Source organism: Tritonibacter scottomollicae, from assembly GCF_003003215.1.
GTDB classification, from domain to species: domain Bacteria; phylum Pseudomonadota; class Alphaproteobacteria; order Rhodobacterales; family Rhodobacteraceae; genus Epibacterium; species Epibacterium scottomollicae.
The window spans coordinates 56,626-71,486 of record NZ_PVUF01000001.1 but is presented as its reverse complement, the minus strand read 5'-3'; the positions used below and the strand labels follow the sequence as shown (position 1 = coordinate 71,486).

18 protein-coding genes are annotated in these 14,861 nt (G+C 61.8%); 8 read left to right on the top strand and 10 right to left on the bottom strand.

Annotated features, from left to right (window positions below; all coding sequences use genetic code 11):
* Positions 1–162: 162 nt before the first annotated feature.
* Together CLV89_RS00375 and CLV89_RS00370 are read left to right on the top strand one after the other, a co-directional pair.
* Positions 163–2,190 carry an NADPH-dependent 2,4-dienoyl-CoA reductase gene (locus CLV89_RS00375; RefSeq protein ID WP_106161427.1) on the top strand — a complete coding sequence of 676 codons (2,028 nt, stop codon included), beginning with the start codon at positions 163–165 and terminating at the stop codon, positions 2,188–2,190.
* A 124-nt stretch (positions 2,191–2,314) separates the two neighbouring features.
* On the top strand, positions 2,315–2,875 hold the full coding sequence (locus tag CLV89_RS00370; RefSeq protein ID WP_106161425.1) for a type 1 glutamine amidotransferase domain-containing protein: 561 nt from the start codon (positions 2,315–2,317) through the stop codon (positions 2,873–2,875).
* Between the two features lie 369 nt (positions 2,876–3,244).
* Here the strand turns inward: CLV89_RS00370 and CLV89_RS00365 are convergent, their stop codons facing one another.
* The gene (locus tag CLV89_RS00365) at positions 3,245–3,592 is read right to left on the bottom strand and encodes an antibiotic biosynthesis monooxygenase family protein (RefSeq protein WP_106161423.1); all 348 of its coding nucleotides are present in this window, start codon (positions 3,590–3,592) and stop codon (positions 3,245–3,247) included.
* Positions 3,589–3,921 (bottom strand): NIPSNAP family protein, encoded by a 333-nt coding sequence (locus tag CLV89_RS00360; protein ID WP_106161421.1) that lies wholly within the window; start codon positions 3,919–3,921, stop codon positions 3,589–3,591. The genes CLV89_RS00365 and CLV89_RS00360 overlap by 4 nt, the downstream gene beginning before the upstream one ends.
* Here CLV89_RS00360 and CLV89_RS22530 point away from each other — a divergent pair.
* The 3 genes from CLV89_RS22530 (at position 3,920) to CLV89_RS00350 (ending at position 5,815) form a co-directional block, all read left to right on the top strand.
* Positions 3,920–4,144 carry a hypothetical protein gene (locus CLV89_RS22530; protein ID WP_165798069.1) on the top strand — a complete coding sequence of 75 codons (225 nt, stop codon included), beginning with the start codon at positions 3,920–3,922 and terminating at the stop codon, positions 4,142–4,144. The two genes, CLV89_RS00360 and CLV89_RS22530, sit on opposite strands and share 2 nt — an antisense overlap.
* Entirely contained in the window at positions 4,132–5,037 is a 906-nt protein-coding gene (locus CLV89_RS00355) for a LysR family transcriptional regulator (RefSeq protein WP_106162285.1), read from the top strand. The genes CLV89_RS22530 and CLV89_RS00355 overlap by 13 nt, the downstream gene beginning before the upstream one ends.
* A 190-nt stretch (positions 5,038–5,227) precedes the next feature.
* Complete coding sequence (locus CLV89_RS00350) at positions 5,228–5,815, top strand: LysE family translocator (protein ID WP_106161419.1); 588 nt, start codon at positions 5,228–5,230, stop codon at positions 5,813–5,815.
* Between the two features lie 15 nt (positions 5,816–5,830).
* On the opposite strand, the gene CLV89_RS00345 is transcribed toward CLV89_RS00350, so the two are convergent.
* Genes CLV89_RS00345 through CLV89_RS00330 form a run of 4 tightly spaced genes read right to left on the bottom strand, consistent with a single transcriptional unit; the run spans position 5,831 to position 8,904 of the window.
* A complete protein-coding gene (locus tag CLV89_RS00345) occupies positions 5,831–6,859 on the bottom strand; it encodes an OmpA family protein (protein WP_243394896.1) in 1,029 nt (342 codons plus the stop codon).
* A complete protein-coding gene (locus CLV89_RS00340) occupies positions 6,856–7,428 on the bottom strand; it encodes a peroxidase-related enzyme (protein WP_106161415.1) in 573 nt (190 codons plus the stop codon). The genes CLV89_RS00345 and CLV89_RS00340 overlap by 4 nt, the downstream gene beginning before the upstream one ends.
* Before the next feature lie 28 nt (positions 7,429–7,456).
* Entirely contained in the window at positions 7,457–8,185 is a 729-nt protein-coding gene (locus tag CLV89_RS00335; RefSeq protein WP_106161413.1) for a GNAT family N-acetyltransferase, read from the bottom strand.
* The gene (locus CLV89_RS00330; RefSeq protein WP_106161411.1) at positions 8,182–8,904 is read right to left on the bottom strand and encodes a competence/damage-inducible protein A; all 723 of its coding nucleotides are present in this window, start codon (positions 8,902–8,904) and stop codon (positions 8,182–8,184) included. The genes CLV89_RS00335 and CLV89_RS00330 overlap by 4 nt, the downstream gene beginning before the upstream one ends.
* Before the next feature lie 144 nt (positions 8,905–9,048).
* On the opposite strand from CLV89_RS00330, the gene sfsA reads away from it, so the two are divergent.
* The gene (gene sfsA, locus CLV89_RS00325; protein ID WP_106162284.1) at positions 9,049–9,747 is read left to right on the top strand and encodes a DNA/RNA nuclease SfsA; all 699 of its coding nucleotides are present in this window, start codon (positions 9,049–9,051) and stop codon (positions 9,745–9,747) included.
* A gap of 10 nt (positions 9,748–9,757) precedes the next feature.
* Here sfsA and CLV89_RS00320 read toward each other — a convergent pair whose 3' ends face one another.
* Positions 9,758–10,639 carry a mechanosensitive ion channel family protein gene (locus CLV89_RS00320; RefSeq protein ID WP_106161409.1) on the bottom strand — a complete coding sequence of 294 codons (882 nt, stop codon included), beginning with the start codon at positions 10,637–10,639 and terminating at the stop codon, positions 9,758–9,760.
* 151 nt (positions 10,640–10,790) lie between these two features.
* Between CLV89_RS00320 and map the strand changes: the two genes are divergently transcribed.
* Entirely contained in the window at positions 10,791–11,606 is an 816-nt protein-coding gene (gene map, locus CLV89_RS00315; RefSeq protein WP_106161407.1) for a type I methionyl aminopeptidase, read from the top strand.
* Positions 11,607–11,694: 88 nt separating this feature from the next.
* Here map and CLV89_RS00310 read toward each other — a convergent pair whose 3' ends face one another.
* From CLV89_RS00310 to CLV89_RS00300, 3 genes are all read right to left on the bottom strand, one after another.
* Positions 11,695–12,303 (bottom strand): HAD family hydrolase, encoded by a 609-nt coding sequence (locus tag CLV89_RS00310; RefSeq protein ID WP_423837287.1) that lies wholly within the window; start codon positions 12,301–12,303, stop codon positions 11,695–11,697.
* Positions 12,304–12,424: 121 nt separating this feature from the next.
* Entirely contained in the window at positions 12,425–12,991 is a 567-nt protein-coding gene (rsmD, locus tag CLV89_RS00305) for a 16S rRNA (guanine(966)-N(2))-methyltransferase RsmD (RefSeq protein WP_106161405.1), read from the bottom strand.
* On the bottom strand, positions 12,988–14,199 hold the full coding sequence (locus CLV89_RS00300; RefSeq protein WP_106161403.1) for an NAD(P)/FAD-dependent oxidoreductase: 1,212 nt from the start codon (positions 14,197–14,199) through the stop codon (positions 12,988–12,990). Before CLV89_RS00300 ends, rsmD begins: the two co-directional genes overlap by 4 nt.
* Positions 14,200–14,325: 126 nt before the next feature.
* Between CLV89_RS00300 and CLV89_RS00295 the strand changes: the two genes are divergently transcribed.
* Positions 14,326–14,811 (top strand): peroxiredoxin, encoded by a 486-nt coding sequence (locus tag CLV89_RS00295; RefSeq protein WP_106161401.1) that lies wholly within the window; start codon positions 14,326–14,328, stop codon positions 14,809–14,811.
* The last annotated feature ends 50 nt before the right edge of the window (positions 14,812–14,861 follow it).

Genomic DNA, 14,861 nt, shown 5'->3' with positions numbered 1-14,861 from the left:
GGCTCCGCGTTGATCCAGGTGTCGCCACCTTAGACCGTGTGCCGCCGGGGCACGCAAGGGGGTGACGCCGCGTTGACGGGTGACAATCCGCTGCAGCCGCGCGATCTTGTCGCCCAAAGGGGTCGCCGTGCGGTGGCCCGACGGACATGGAGGGAGAGTGTCATGGCTGCGTACCCACATTTGCTGGCCCCGCTGGATCTGGGCTTCACCACGCTGAAGAACCGGGTGCTGATGGGCTCCATGCACACCGGGTTGGAGGAGACCCGCGACTGGCCAAGGGTGGCGGAATTCTACGCGGCGCGCGCCCGTGGTGGCGTGGCGTTGATGGTCACTGGCGGCATCGGTCCGAACCTCGAAGGATCAGTGCTGCCGGGGGCGGCGATGATGACCACGGAAAAGGATGTCGCCAATCATGCAGTGGTCACATCTGCGGTGCATGAGGCGGGCGGCAAGATCGCGATGCAAATCCTGCACGCGGGCCGTTATTCCTACGGGCCGAAATGCGTCGCGCCCAGCCCGGTGAAATCGCCGATCTCGCCCTTTCCGCCGGCGGAGTTGGACGAGGAGGGTATCGAGAAGCAGATCTCCGATATCGTGAACGCCGCCCGTCTGGCGCAGGAGGCGGGCTATGACGGCGTCGAGATCATGGGTTCCGAAGGATATTTCCTGAACCAGTTCCTCGTCACCCACACCAACAAGCGCGAGGATCGCTGGGGCGGGTCGTATGAAAACCGCATGCGCCTGCCAATCGAGGTGGTGCGCCGGGTGCGTGAGGCAGTGGGGCGCGAATTCATCCTGATCTACCGCCTGTCGATGATTGACCTTGTGCCAAATGGCTCGACCTTCGAGGAGGTGGTGCAGCTGGCCAAGGCGGTGGAGGCTGCGGGCGCCACCATCATCAACACCGGCATCGGCTGGCATGAGGCCCGCATTCCGACCATTGCCACCTCGGTGCCGCGCGCGGCCTTTTCCTGGGTCACGCAAAAGCTGATGGGTCATGTGTCGATCCCAGTGATCACCTCGAACCGTATCAATACGCCGGAGGTGGCCGAAGACGTGCTGTCGCAGGGCTGCGCCGACATGGTGTCGATGGCGCGCCCGATGCTGGCGGATGCAGATTTCGTGGCCAAGGCGGCGGAGGGGCGCGGGACCGAGATCGCGCCCTGCATCGCCTGCAATCAGGCCTGCCTGGATCATACCTTCGGTGGCAAGCTGACCTCCTGTCTGGTCAATCCCCGCGCCTGCCATGAAACCGAGCTGGTGTTGAACAAGGCCGAGGTGACAAAATCCGTCGCCATCGTCGGTGCCGGACCTGCGGGCCTGTCGACCGCGCTGGCGGCGGCGGAACGGGGGCATGCGGTGACGCTCTTTGATGCCGCCGAGGAAATCGGTGGCCAGCTGAACATGGCCAAGCAGATCCCCGGCAAGGAAGAGTTCTGGGGGCTGGTGGATTGGTACCGCACCATGGTCGCCAAGGCCGGAATCACCCTGCAGCTGGGCCGCCGGGTCGATGCAGAGGACCTGAGCGGGTTTGACGAGGTGATCATCGCCACCGGTGTCCTGCCGCGCGATCCGGGCATTCCGGGACAGGACCACGCGTCCGTGGTGAGCTATATCGACGTGCTGCGCCACAAGGTAGCCGTGGGCGAAAAGGTGGCCGTGATCGGCGCTGGCGGCATCGGGTTTGATGTCTCCGAATACCTGCTGCACGAGGGCGAGAGCCCCACCGAAAGCCTGCCGCTGTGGATGCGCGAATGGGGGGTCACGGACCCGGCGGAACATCGCTCCGGCCTGGCCCCTGAAGGCCCCCAGCCCGAGCCCCCCGCCCGTCAGGTCACCCTGCTGCAGCGCAAAGCAGAGCGCCATGGCAAGCGTCTCGGCAAGACCACCGGCTGGATCCACAGAGCCGCGCTCAAGATGAAGGAGGTCGAGTTTGTCGGCGGCGTGAACTACGAACGCATCGACGACGCGGGCCTGCATGTGAGCTTTGGCGAGACGCGGGACAATCCTACCGTGATCGCCGCGGATACCATCGTGCTCTGTGCCGGGCAGGTCAGCGAACGCTCTCTGGCGGATGCGCTGGAGGCCAAGGGCATCACGCCCCATGTGATTGGGGGTGCTGATGTGGCCTCCGAGCTGGACGCCAAACGCGCCATCAACCAGGGCACCCGGCTGGCGGCGACACTCTAGTCGCTTCACGTCGCGTCAGCCGATCTGAAATCGACCCCGTCCGGAACAATCTGGGCGGGGCTTCGTTTTCTGGGTGACGAGACCGCGGTGACGCGATCTCAACGCAGATAGGAAAGGACACGACATGCCAAAGATTTCCGACGCAAAAATCCTCATCATTTCGACGCATGGTTTTGAGAAATCCGAGCTTGAAGTGCCGCGCGACCAGCTGCGCGCCAAGGGCGCCACGGTCCATGTCGCCACCCTGGACGGCAAGCCGGTCAAGGGCTGGGAAGGCCTGGACTGGAAGGGTGAGGCCGAAGCCGACCTGAAGATAGCGGACGCCAATACCTTCGACTACGACGCGCTGGTCATTCCAGGTGGCCAGATCAATCCCGACCTGTTGCGGGTCGAGGCGGATGTGATCAAGCGGGTCAAGGATTTCCACAATGAAGGTAAAGTGATCGCCGCAGTCTGCCACGCGCCTTGGGTACTGGCAGAAGCCGGGATCGTAAAAGGGCGCGATATGACCTCTTACGGGTCGATCAAGACCGATATCGTCAACGCAGGCGCGAAATGGCAGGATGCCGAAGTGGTGGCGGACGCAGGTATTGTAACCAGCCGTCAACCCGACGATCTCGACGCCTTTGTGGCGAAGATTGTCGAAGAGGTCGAAGAAGGTCGTCACGAGCGAAAGGCCGCCTGAGCCGGAAAGATCGCAGCAATACGGCCGGTGGGGCTCCCGCCCCCGCGCCTGCCCCGGCTTTGCCGGGACCGGCTGGCGGCGTTGGGCCGGGCATCGCTGCGCGATGCAGGAAAACCCACTGAGAGGCGCTTCAGGGGCAGATCTGCTCCTGAAGCGCCTTTTCCAGTTTACGAGACCTCTGTCGCCTCAAGGATAAACCGTGCCTGCGGCACGGCCGCAGATGCGGCCCTTGACCCGGCGCCGGTCAGGTCTCAGCCGCACCGTTGGCGCGACCCGCAACTGCAGCGCGCCGCAGGCGCGCTGCGCGGCCCAACAGGAGGGTGGCATTTGAATGTAACCCCGACTGGCGGGAGGTCTACCGACCACCTTTCAGCTGTCATGCAGGGCGCGACTGTCTGCCGGAGCCTGCGCGCGCTCCGTCATGCCATAGTCACGCATCACGCCGGCAACCCGAAGGCGGTAGTCGGCAAAATAGCCGTCGCGCCCCTTGCTCTGTGCCGCGCGATGCTTCTCCAGCTGCCGCCAGCGCGCCAATGCGTCCTCATCTTCCCAGAACGACAGCGACAGCAGCTTTCCCGGTGTGGTCAGGCTCTGGAACCGCTCCACCGAAATGAACCCTTCCATAACCTCGAACAGCGGCCTGAGCGCGGCGGCGTGTTCCAGATAGGCGTCCTGTTTGCCCTCCGCCGGAATGACTTCGAATATGACTGCAATCACTGTGCCTCTCCTGTGGTGCCATGGGGTGCCGAGGCCAGTTTGAGCCAGCTGCGGTCTTCACGCAAAATGAACTTTTCAGCTTGGGCAAATTCATAGTTCTGCCGCCCCAGCGGATCGGCTGCCAAACGCGCGCGATAAGCTTCATATTCGGCCAGAGACGGTATCGAATAGATGCCATAGGCCAGTGTCGAGGAGCCCTCATGCGGGGCGAAATAGCCGATCAGGTCTGCACCATTGCGGGGAATGGCCTGCCCCCAGGTCTGCGCATACTGGCGGAACTGCGCCTGTTTCGTGGGGTCGATCTGGTAGCGGATGATGCAGGTCAGCATGGCAGGAGTCCTCGTGTTTTCAATGACCTCTCCTGATACCCCGGCCACATCGCACAAGGCTTCGGTGTGGAGCGAACTGTTGCACATCGCTTGTTTCCCCAGCCTGAACGATCCGGCGAAAACCCTGCAATTATCCCAAGCCCGCCCCGTTCTTGCCCGAATTCCCCCGCAGGAAGGACGCAAGACAGAATGTGCGACGAGGATTGTGAAATGGACCGACTGACCGAGATGGAAGCCTTTGCCAATGTGGTGGATCAAGGTGGCTTCACCGACGCCGCCAAGAGGATGGGCATCTCCAAGTCGGCGGTTTCCAAACATGTGTCCAGCCTCGAGGCCCGCCTTGGCGCGCGTCTCCTGAACCGGACCACGCGCCGCGTGTCGCCCACCGAAATCGGTCTGGCCTATTACGACCGCGCCCGTCGGGTGCTGAACGATGCCGGCGAGGCGGATGCCCTGGTGACCTCCATGCAAACCGCGCCCTCGGGACTGTTGCGGATCTCGGTCGCCACCGATTTCGGCGTCAACCACCTGTCGCCGGTGCTGTCAGAGTTTCTCGGTGATTATCCCGACATCACCGTCAACATGGTGCTGAACAACCGTTTTGTGGAGCTGATCTCCGAAGGGTTCGACATGGCGCTGCGCATTGGCGAGCTGGAAGACAGTTCCCTGCGGGCCCGCAAGCTGACCGAGACCACCAAGCGGATGGTGGCCTCGCCCGGATACCTTGAGAAATACGGTCGCCCGCAGAAGATCGACGACCTCAACGAACACAAGCTCCTGCATTACTCTAACCAGTCCAGCGGCAACGTCTGGAAACTGACCGCCCCGTCCGGCGAGAAGCGCCAGGTGCGCTCCACCGGCTGGCTGTCGGTCAACGACGGGCAATCGCTGCTGAACGCGGCGATCTCCGGTCTCGGGATCGCCTATCTGCCGAGCTATCTTTATGCCGAGGCCAAGGCCGAGGGGCTGATCGAAGATGTCATGCCCACGCTGCCGGTCGAAACCCTTGGCGTCTATGCCGTCTACCCGCCGGGCCGTTTCACCCAACCGAAGGTGCGCGCCTTTATCGATTTCCTCGTCCATGCCTTTGCTCAGAAAGGCATGGAAACCTGGTAGGGCGGGCGCCGCCTCTGCCCCGCTGACCCCACAGCCATTCACGGCCCTGCCAGACGTTCTGCCCCTTGCGCCTTCCGCGAGGGGCTTTTTCGTCTGTCGGGTGCCTCCAATGCGCAGGTTTCGGGTCGCGATAGAAGTGAATTGCCGTGCATCTCTAGGGCTCACATCCTGCCCCCCGAGGAGAGCCATCATGATACTTGCCTTGCTGATGTTCTTGTTCCCGCTGGCCTATAGCCCCGGTCCCGGCAACCTGTATTTTGCCGCGGCGGGAGCCCGGTTTGGGGCGAGTGGCACCTTGGCGGCTTCGGCCGGATATCACCTTGCAACATGGGGCATCACCCTGATGATCGGCTTTGGCAGCCTGACGATCATCGCGCAGGCGCCAGCGGTGTTTGGCACTCTGAAACTGTTGGGTGGCCTCTATATACTGTGGATCGCCTGGCGGTTCCTGAAGGCCAGCCACACCGGTGTGACCACAACGGCGTCCTCGGCCCGGTTCGGTGATGGGGTGATGCTGCTGCTTCTCAATCCAAAAGCCTATGTCATCATCGCCCTGATGTTCACCCAGTTCCTGCCGCCCTCGGATCGGGAGAACGCTGGGCTGGTCATCCTGATCACCACCGTCTTCACACTCAATAACTTGCTGGCATTTACAGTCTGGACGCTGGTCGGCGATCAACTTGCCACCGTCTTCTCAAGCCCCGGACAAGCGCGACTGCTGAACAAAGGGTTCGCCCTGATGCTGTTTGGTGTCGCGGTCTGGATCCTGTTGGCCTGAGACCGGGGGGGGCGTTCAGGGCTGAACCAGGACCGCCTCCACCCGGCGATTGATTTCCCGCCCAGCCTCGGTGGAGTTGGGTGCCAGCGGGGCCATAAAACCGGCACCGGCGACCTGAATGCGATCCCCGGCAATCTCATACTTGGAGACCAGCCGCGCGCGCACGCTGGCGGCCCGTTGTCGTGAGATCGCGATGTTTCCATCCAACGCACCAACCGTATCGGTATGACCCACCAGCAGGATCACGGCGCTCTGGTTGCTGCGCATGAATGTGGCCAGCTGTTCCAGCGTATCAAACGGCCCTTCCCCCATCTGGGTCGAGCCAGTATCGAACTCCAGATCCAGAAGCGGGACATGTCCCTGCAACACCAGCAGGTCCTTGATCGCACCGGTAGACAGGCTGCCGCCCTTCTTCAAGGCGTCTATCAGCAGGGCCTGCTCTGCTGATGCCGAAAGGGCGGTATTGCCATCTGTCACATCGTCAGAACTCTCGGCATCTGGCGACGACAACGCCTCAGGAAGCGAGGGGGGACGCACGCGATGTGCCGGGTCATACCGCTCCAACAGCTGCACATAGACCGATCCGGCGGTGCGGGAGGCCAATAACGACACCGCAGCGCCTGTGTCCGGGTGCTGGGCTGACAGGAATTCATAATCCGAGAGGTTCACCGCCATGTCCGGCGCAGGGATCACCTCGATTCCAAACCGAAATCCAAACCCGCCGCAGGCACGCGCCGTGCAGCTGTAGATGGTTTCAAATCCCTGTTCGTGCAGCGCGCTCCGGATCGGCGCAAGAACCTGCAGCGTGCTCCAATCGCCACTGACCCGCCAGCTGCGCCGATAAACGCGCCCTTCCAGCGCGCGGGCGGGCACGTCATCCCCGGCAACAGGTCCTGTGGGAATAAGCAGCGTATCAAGTGGCGTTTCCTGTTCGCGCAGCAGCTCCTCGCCGTCAGGCAGCGGGATCTGGATAGGCGCAGCAAATGCCGCATGCCCACCAAGTCCAAGCGCCAGCGCAACAGGGAGAAGCCGCCGCAGGCTCAACGGAACTGCCCGTGGTATTCAGCGTTGGGCACCATTGCGGTGGCACTGGCGACACGGTTGGTCATGTTGAAAAACCCCGTCACATTGGCGATATCCCAGATGTCGCGATCATCGAAACCGTTGACGCGCAAATCCTCGCGATCAGCCTCTTCGATCTCGGCACTGGCGCGCGTCATCTTTGCGGCAAATTCCAGCATCGCGCGCTGCCGTGCATCCAGCGGCGCCACGCGGTAGTTCATCACCAGCATCTCGCCCAGCTGCGGATCGCCTGACAATTGTCGCACCGCGGCCCCATGCGCGACGAGACAGTAGAAGCACTTGTTGATGGAGGAGACGACGACGGCAATCATTTCCCGCTCCAGCTTCGTCAGCTTGCTGTCGCCAAGCATCAGGTCGTTGTACATGGCGGTAAAGGCATTGAGCTTTTCAACGTCAAACGCATGCGCCTTCAGCACATTGGGCACCATGCCCAGTTTATCCTGACAGATGTCGAAATACTTCTGCGTTTCAGGTGGCAGCGGGTCCGTCATCGGCAGGTCGAGCGCGGTGGGTTCTTTTATCTGTGTCATGCGGGCGCCCTCCTCCGGCGACTGCTGGTCAATGTTTGATCCGATAGTGATAGCCTCCGGCCTCCGTCATGCCGAGGCCACTGTATAACGCGTTGGCAGCGACATTGGCGCGCGTGCAGAGAACAGAAAGTTCCGCCGCTCCGTGCTGTTCTGCCCAGACGGCGGCCTGACGCATCATCCAGACGCCCATGCCCTTGCGGCGCTGATGCGGCAGGATCTCAAGCGCATGCAGCATGGCAATGTCACCGTGCAGCCCGACATAGGCCACCCCCGCAGGCTTGTCGTCCCAGCGTCCCAGCAAGGCCGTCTTTGGCCCCACGGCCCGATGCATCACCGCCAGGCGCGCGGGGCCGATGCCGCCGGTCTCCCAGATTTCGCGCTGGATCGCCAAAGGCTCCCAAACATCAAACGTGGTGACACGCGGGATCGGCACATCCGTCAGCAAAGAAGGCGCACAGGTCCAAAGCACCACCGGATCCACCACCACATAACCGAGACGATCCAGCTGAGCGTCAAGATCGACCTGCCCGTCGCGGATCATGAACAGGCGCGGCTGGTCGAGCGCCTGCATGGCGGCCTCTGCCTCGGCGATCTGGTCGTCGCTGACCTCGGCCTCGGCAGTTGCGGCCGACACGCGGCTGCCACCGCCTGCCCCCACGCGCAGGGTGATGGCGCCCAGCTCTTCCTTGCGCAGACACGGCCATGTCGCCTCCACCACGTCATAATACTTCGGATCGGTCACCGCAGTGGTGCTCACAGGCCAAGATCCCGTGCCAGTTCGGTCATCGCCGCATCCAAACGCGCCCCCTCCGTGCCGCGCACCACCACATTGGCGCCAAAAGCTCCGTTTATCTGGAACGGATAACAACCGATCGACAGGTCGCTGTATTTCTCGGCCAGCGCGGACAGGATCGCCGCGATCTCGCCCTCGCCCCGGTCCACGCGGAGGGTTTGGCTCAGAAGCGGCTGCCCCCCTGCCAGTGTCGCCAGGACCGTGGCCACCATGGCCTGAAATACCGCAGGCACCCCTGCCATCACATGCACGTTGTTCAGCGTGAAGCCGGGCGCGCGGGACACCGGATTGTCGATCAGCGTCGCACCATCAGGGATACGGGCCATGCGCAGACGCGCCTCGTTCAGCTCCGCACCGGTCTTGGCATAGTGCTCCTCGAGAATGGCACGGGCATCTGCTCGCACGTCGATCGCAACCCCGAAGGCACGGGCGATACAATCGGCTGTGATATCGTCATGCGTTGGGCCGATACCACCGGATGTGAAGACATGGTCATAGCCGTTCGACAGATCCGTAACCGCGGCCACGATGGCATCGGCCTCATCGCTCACCACGCGCACTTCCTTCAGGTCGACGCCGAGTTTGTTCAATTCTCCGGCGAGAAAATACATGTTGGAGTCGCGCGTGCGCCCCGACAGAATTTCATCCCCGATCACAAGCATTGCAGCGGTGGGATTGGGCATGGCGCGTCTCCTGAATTTCATGCGGATGTGTTTTTCGAGGCTCCGCCAGAGGATAGCTTCCCCGACAGCCGGTGCAACCACGTTCGCGCGCCCGGCACGGTCCCGGCTTTGACAGGCGGCGCTTTCTGGCGCATGACCGGTGGCATGCAGTTTCCAACGCCCCTGATCCCCGCCACGCTGATCAAACGCTACAAACGCTTCCTGGCTGATTGCCGACTGGAGGACGGGCGCGAAGTGACCGCCCATTGCGCCAACCCCGGCTCGATGATGGGACTGGCAGAACCCGGCATGCGGATCTGGCTGGAACCCAACGACGACCCGAAGAAAAAGCTGAAATACGGCTGGCGGCTGGTGGAACATGCGGACGGGCATTTCACCGGTGTCGATACATCGGTGCCGAACCGTGCCCTCAAGGCCGCGTTGGAGGTCGGCAAGATTGCAGAATTCGCCGCCTACTCTTCCCTGCGGGCCGAAGTGAAATATGGCGAGAACAGCCGCATCGATTTCCTACTGAGTGGCGACGGCCTGCCCGATGCCTATGTCGAGGTCAAAAGCGTGACTTTATCGCGCGAACCCGGGCTGGCCGAGTTCCCTGACAGTGTCACCGCACGCGGAGCAAAACATCTGCGAGAGCTTGCCAAAATGGCAGACGCCGGTCATCGGGCGGTGATGCTCTATCTGGTGCAACGTACGGATTGCACAGATTTCCAGCTGGCCTCCGACATTGACCCGACCTACGCAGCCGAATTCGATGCAGCGCAGGCACGGGGCGTCGAACGGCTGGTCATCGGAACCCAGATCACCCCCGATGGTGTGGAAGTCGGCCACCCCTTCGCGGGATGACCGAATAACATTATGCCGCGTCGCGCTCTTCGTCTTGCGGGTTGTCGGGCTGCACGAGAGTACGTGTCGGGAAAGGAATATCCACACCGGCACCGTCCAAGGCTTCCTTCACCTTGCGCTTCATATCCGCCTGATATTGAAAATAATCCGCAGAATTGACCCAGACCCGAACGAGAAAATCGACCGAGCTGTCGTTCAGATTATTGACCTGGATAAACGGCTCCGGATCACTGAGCGAGCGGTCATCAGCCATGATGGTGTCGCGGATTGTGCGTTCGGCCAACGCGAGATTTGCGCCGTAGCCCACGCCAAAGCTCCACTCGGCGCGACGTGTGTCGTAGACGGAATAGTTAGAGATCGTATTGCCCCAGACCTCGGCATTGGGAATGATCACCTTCACGTTGGACAGGCTGGCGATGACGGTATTGTTCAGGCTGATCTCCTTCACCGTGCCCATCTCGCCGTTCACGTCGATAAAATCACCCAGCTTGAAGGGGCGGAACAGGATGATCATGACGCCCGCCGCCACATTCGACAGCGCGCCCTGCATGGCAAGACCGATGGCCAGGCCCGCCGCACCGATGGCAGCGATGATGGAGGTGGTCTGAACGCCGAATGTGTTCAGCACGAACAGGAGAGCGAAGCCCAGAATGATGTAACGAACCACATTGCCGAGGAAGTGGAACAGAGTATTGTCGAGACGCATATGGCTGTCACTTAGGGCAACGACACGCCGCTTTGCCCAACTCGCAACAATGAAGCCGACAATGAGGATAAACGCAGCCGCCAGCACATTGCCGAGAAGCTGGGCCAGAAATTCCAGCGTGACCAGATCCGTCAGCGCCTTGCCGTCGTAGATCTCGGTCTGCATAAGTGTGTTTAAACTTTCCATTGCGCGTCCCTTTTGGCGTTTCTTTATGTATTTCTCGCCCTAAAACGCGCGACCCTGGCGAAGGTTCCGACAAAGACCCCTGCCGCCTCTGGCCCTTTGCGGTGGAAACCCCTAAATAGCTGGCAAACGACACGCGACGGAGCATGCCCCGATGAGATCCAAGAACGGCCGCACCACCAAAGACGGTATCCGCATCTACGATCAGTCCGATTTTGCGGGCATGCACGCAGCCGGTGCGCTTGCGGCGAAGATTCTTGATGAGATCGCCCAGCATGTCTTCCCCGGCCAGACCACGGGCGAGATTGACCGCATCATCACCCAGATGGTGGAGGACGCGGGCGCGACCTCGGCCACCATCGGCTACAAGGGTTATCAGCACGCCAGCTGCATCTCGATCAACCATGTGGTCTGCCACGGCATCCCCGGCGACAAGAAGCTGAAGGATGGCGATATCCTCAACATCGACGTCACCGTGATCGTCGATGGCTGGTTCGGCGACACCAGCCGCATGTATGTGGCGGGCAAGCTGCCGCGCAAGGCCGAACGGCTGATCCAGATCACCCATGATGCGCTGATGAAGGGCATCGAGGTGGTGAAGCCCGGCAATACCTTTGGCGACATCGGCCATGCGATCCAGTCCTATGCCGAGAGCCAGCGGGTGAGCGTGGTGCGCGATTTCTGCGGCCATGGGCTGGGTCAGGTGTTCCACGCACCGCCGAATGTGCTGCACTATGGTCGTCCGGGCACCGGGCCGGTGCTGGAAGAAGGCATGTTCTTCACCATCGAACCGATGCTGAACCTGGGCCGCGCCGAAACCAAGGTGCTGGCAGATGACTGGACCGCCGTGACCCGCGACAAATCGCTGTCGGCGCAGTTCGAACATTCTGTCGGTGTGACGGCGGATGGGGTGGATATCTTCACCCTGTCGCCTGCCGGGCTGTTCCACCCGACCTATAAGAACGACTGATCAAGGCGGAGGGCGAGACCCCTCCTGCCCCTGTATGCCGACTACGCGACCAGTCGGCTCAGCCACCTCCCTCAGATGACCCCGCGCGTCAGCTCAGGCCGAGACGGCGCGTCAGATCCGTCATGTCGTGGAATACTTCTGCCGCCTCGGCGACAAGTGCGGCACCGTTGTCATGCGCGGCGTAGCCGAAGCACTGCATGCCCGCCCTGGCTGCCCCGCGCGCACCCGTGGCCGTGTCCTCGATCACAACGCAATCCCGCGCCTGCACATCGAAGTGGGCGGCCGCCGCGAGGAAAATGCCCGGATCAGGTTTAGCAACCTTCAGCGTATGGGCCGAAAACATGGCGTTGGGGTGGAACCGATCCCAGAGACCATGCGGCGTGAGTGTAATCCGCATCTTCTCCTCGCTCCCGTTGGACACAACGCAGCAGGGGATACCTTCGTGATCGAGACGGGCGATGACCTCCATGACGCCGGGGATCAGCGGCACGCCGTCACGCAAGGTCTGATAGGCCTCACCATAGACTTCGTCGATCCAATCCTGTGGCAAGGTGGCCCCCATCTGGGTTGCACTGGCTGCAACCTCTGGCATGGCAAGACCCGCAAATGTGGTCATGCTCTGATCTGTGTCGAGGGTCAGACCATGGCCCGTCAGGTTGCGCGCGAGCACCGCGTTGAACACCCGCTCGCTGTCCACCAGAACTCAGTCACAGTCAAAGATCACCAGCGCAGGTCTGGGATAGGTCGTGGGCATGCGGATCCTCCATGCAGACTGCGGCGCCGGGTCGATTCTCATCGCAGGCGCATCTGAGATTTATCTAAGAGCGCGCCTCATGCTGCGCCCAAAGCAATGTGATATGCGTGTCGCCATATTTGCGCGCATCCTCCAGCGTGAAGCCTTCGGGCGCATCCATCGGCGCGTTTTCTTCCCAGACCACAAGCGCGCCCGGGGCAATCCAGCCGCCCAGACTGAGCGCGGTCAACGCCTTTTGCCCGAGTGACTTGCCATATGGGGGATCGAGGAAGATCAAATCAAATGCCGGGTCAGGATTTTCGCCGAGCTTCAACGCTGACCGGCGGTGCAGGTGGCAGTGCGGTTTGGCGCGGCAGATGTCGATGTTCTTCTGGATCAACCCTTGCGCCACGCGCCCATCATCCACAAACGCAACCGCAGCCGCGCCGCGCGATAGAGCTTCGAGCCCCAGCGCCCCCGTGCCGGCAAAAACGTCCAGCACACGCGCCTCCTCGAACTCGACCCGATGAGACAGCACGTTGAACAGGCTTTCGCGCACCCGATCCGTGGTCGGGCGCAGATGGGCAGCCGCATCGCCTTTGCCCAAGGCCGCAAGAGCGCGACCGCGGAAATCGCCAGCAATAATCCTCACGCTTTCAACAGCGGCTTCAGATCCGCATCCGGGTTGGCCACCACGGTCTTGTCTGCGGTTTTGCCCGCTTCGATCAGACGTTTCGCCACTATATAGGCACGGGGGTCATTCATCGCGTCGACCGCCACCAGCTGGTCGCCGGTGTAGTACCAGAAGGAGGTCGTAGCGCCCTCGCCCTGACGGGTGACCACATTGTCATACCCAGAGTTCAAACCGGCGATCTGCAACTTCACATCATACTGGTCAGACCAGAACCAAGGCGTGGCAACGTAGGTTTTTTCCGCACCCAGCATGTTTTCGGCCACCACTTCCGCTTGGTCGATGGCATTGGGCACGCTTTCCAACCGGATGCGGTGATCCTTATAGGGAAAAGAGGCGCAATCGCCCGCGGCCCAGATTGACGCATCAGACGTACGGCCATGTGCGTCAGTGCGAATGCCGTTCTCGATCTCAAGATCTGCGGCCTCTGCCAGTTCGTAGGCCGGAGCGATGCCGACGCCAACCACCACGAAATCCACATCAAGCGTACTGCCATCGCTCAGCACCGCGCGCGTCACCGTGCCGTCCTCGCCTTCAAGGTGGTTGAGGCCGACACCTTCGCGGATGTCGACGCCGTGGCCGGTGTGAAGCGTGCGAAAGTAATCCGAGGTCTCGGGGGCTGCGACTCGTTGCAAGATGCGGTCTGCCATCTCAACCAAAGTCACCGATACCCCGCGTTTGGCGCAGACTGCGGCCGCCTCCAGTCCGATATATCCTCCACCGACAATCAACGCGCGAGCGCCGTCGGTCACCGCCGGGGCCATGGCATCAACATCAGTGAGGTCGCGCACGACATGCACGCCTCCCAGATCCCCACCAATGGAGACCGGCAGGCGGCGCGGATGCGAGCCGGTGGTCAGAGCCAGCTGGTCATAGGCGATGATCTCCTCGCCGATGCGAATGGTCTTTGCCGCCGGGTCGATCGCGTCCACCTTGGCGCCAAGGCGGAGTGTGATGTTGTTCTCCGCATAAAAGCTCTCGGGGCGCAGGAACAAGCGCTCCACCTCCATCTCTCCCAAGAGATAGGCCTTGGACAGCGGCGGGCGCTGATAGGGCAATGCCTCTTCGGCCCCGATCAGGGTAATATCACCGTCAAACCCGCTCTTGCGCAGCTTTGCCACCAGGGACGCCCCTGCCTGGCCCGCGCCAATCACCGCGATATGAGTCATGTGCCCTCTTGTCTCCTGATGCAGTTCTTATACCGTCTGCGCGGGACACTACATGCAGGGGCTGTCGTGACGCAATTGCCCAAACCCGTCGTGAGCCCGTTCGAAAACCACAGAGAGGACCGCCCGATGATATCCGTTGGAGACAAGCTGCCCGCCGCCACACTGACCCGGATCGGAGAGGAAGGCCCTGAACCGGTCGCACTCCAGGATCTGACATCCGGGCGCACGGTGGCGATTTTTGCCGTACCCGGCGCGTTCACCCCCACCTGCCACTCTGCGCATGTGCCGAGCTTCATCCGTACCAAGGATCAGCTCGCGGCCAAGGGCGTCGACGAAATCATCTGTATCGCAGGCAATGACCCGTTCGTGATGAAAGCATGGGGCGAGGCCACCGGCGCTGCGGACGCAGGCATCACCATGCTGGCAGACGCGGAATGCACATTTACCGACGCCATCGGCATGCGGTTTGACGCACCACCCGCTGGCCTGATCGGTCGGTCCAAACGCTATGCCATGGTGGTAAAAGATGGTGAGGTAAAAATCCTGCACCTCGAAGAAAGTCCGGGTACCTGTGAAGTGTCTGCTGGCGAAGGGCTGCTGGATGCGCTGTAATCTGTCACAGTGCACTTCTGCCCATACAGCCAAGGCCTTGAACACAGACG

Excerpts from the sequence above, each read along its gene's own strand:
- CLV89_RS00375 (WP_106161427.1), top strand. The coding sequence starts at position 163 with ATGGCTGCGTACCCACATTTGCTGGCCCCGCTGGATCTGGGCTTCACC.
- CLV89_RS00370 (WP_106161425.1), top strand. The coding sequence starts at position 2,315 with ATGCCAAAGATTTCCGACGCAAAAATCCTCATCATTTCGACGCATGGT.
- CLV89_RS22530 (WP_165798069.1), top strand. The coding sequence starts at position 3,920 with ATGGCAGGAGTCCTCGTGTTTTCAATGACCTCTCCTGATACCCCGGCC.
- CLV89_RS00360 (WP_106161421.1), bottom strand. The coding sequence starts at position 3,921 with ATGCTGACCTGCATCATCCGCTACCAGATCGACCCCACGAAACAGGCG.
- CLV89_RS00355 (WP_106162285.1), top strand. The coding sequence starts at position 4,132 with ATGGACCGACTGACCGAGATGGAAGCCTTTGCCAATGTGGTGGATCAA.
- CLV89_RS00350 (WP_106161419.1), top strand. The coding sequence starts at position 5,228 with ATGATACTTGCCTTGCTGATGTTCTTGTTCCCGCTGGCCTATAGCCCC.
- CLV89_RS00340 (WP_106161415.1), bottom strand. The coding sequence starts at position 7,428 with ATGACACAGATAAAAGAACCCACCGCGCTCGACCTGCCGATGACGGAC.
- CLV89_RS00330 (WP_106161411.1), bottom strand. The coding sequence starts at position 8,904 with ATGCCCAATCCCACCGCTGCAATGCTTGTGATCGGGGATGAAATTCTG.
- sfsA (WP_106162284.1), top strand. The coding sequence starts at position 9,049 with ATGCAGTTTCCAACGCCCCTGATCCCCGCCACGCTGATCAAACGCTAC.
- CLV89_RS00320 (WP_106161409.1), bottom strand. The coding sequence starts at position 10,639 with ATGGAAAGTTTAAACACACTTATGCAGACCGAGATCTACGACGGCAAG.
- map (WP_106161407.1), top strand. The coding sequence starts at position 10,791 with ATGAGATCCAAGAACGGCCGCACCACCAAAGACGGTATCCGCATCTAC.
- CLV89_RS00300 (WP_106161403.1), bottom strand. The coding sequence starts at position 14,199 with ATGACTCATATCGCGGTGATTGGCGCGGGCCAGGCAGGGGCGTCCCTG.
- CLV89_RS00295 (WP_106161401.1), top strand. The coding sequence starts at position 14,326 with ATGATATCCGTTGGAGACAAGCTGCCCGCCGCCACACTGACCCGGATC.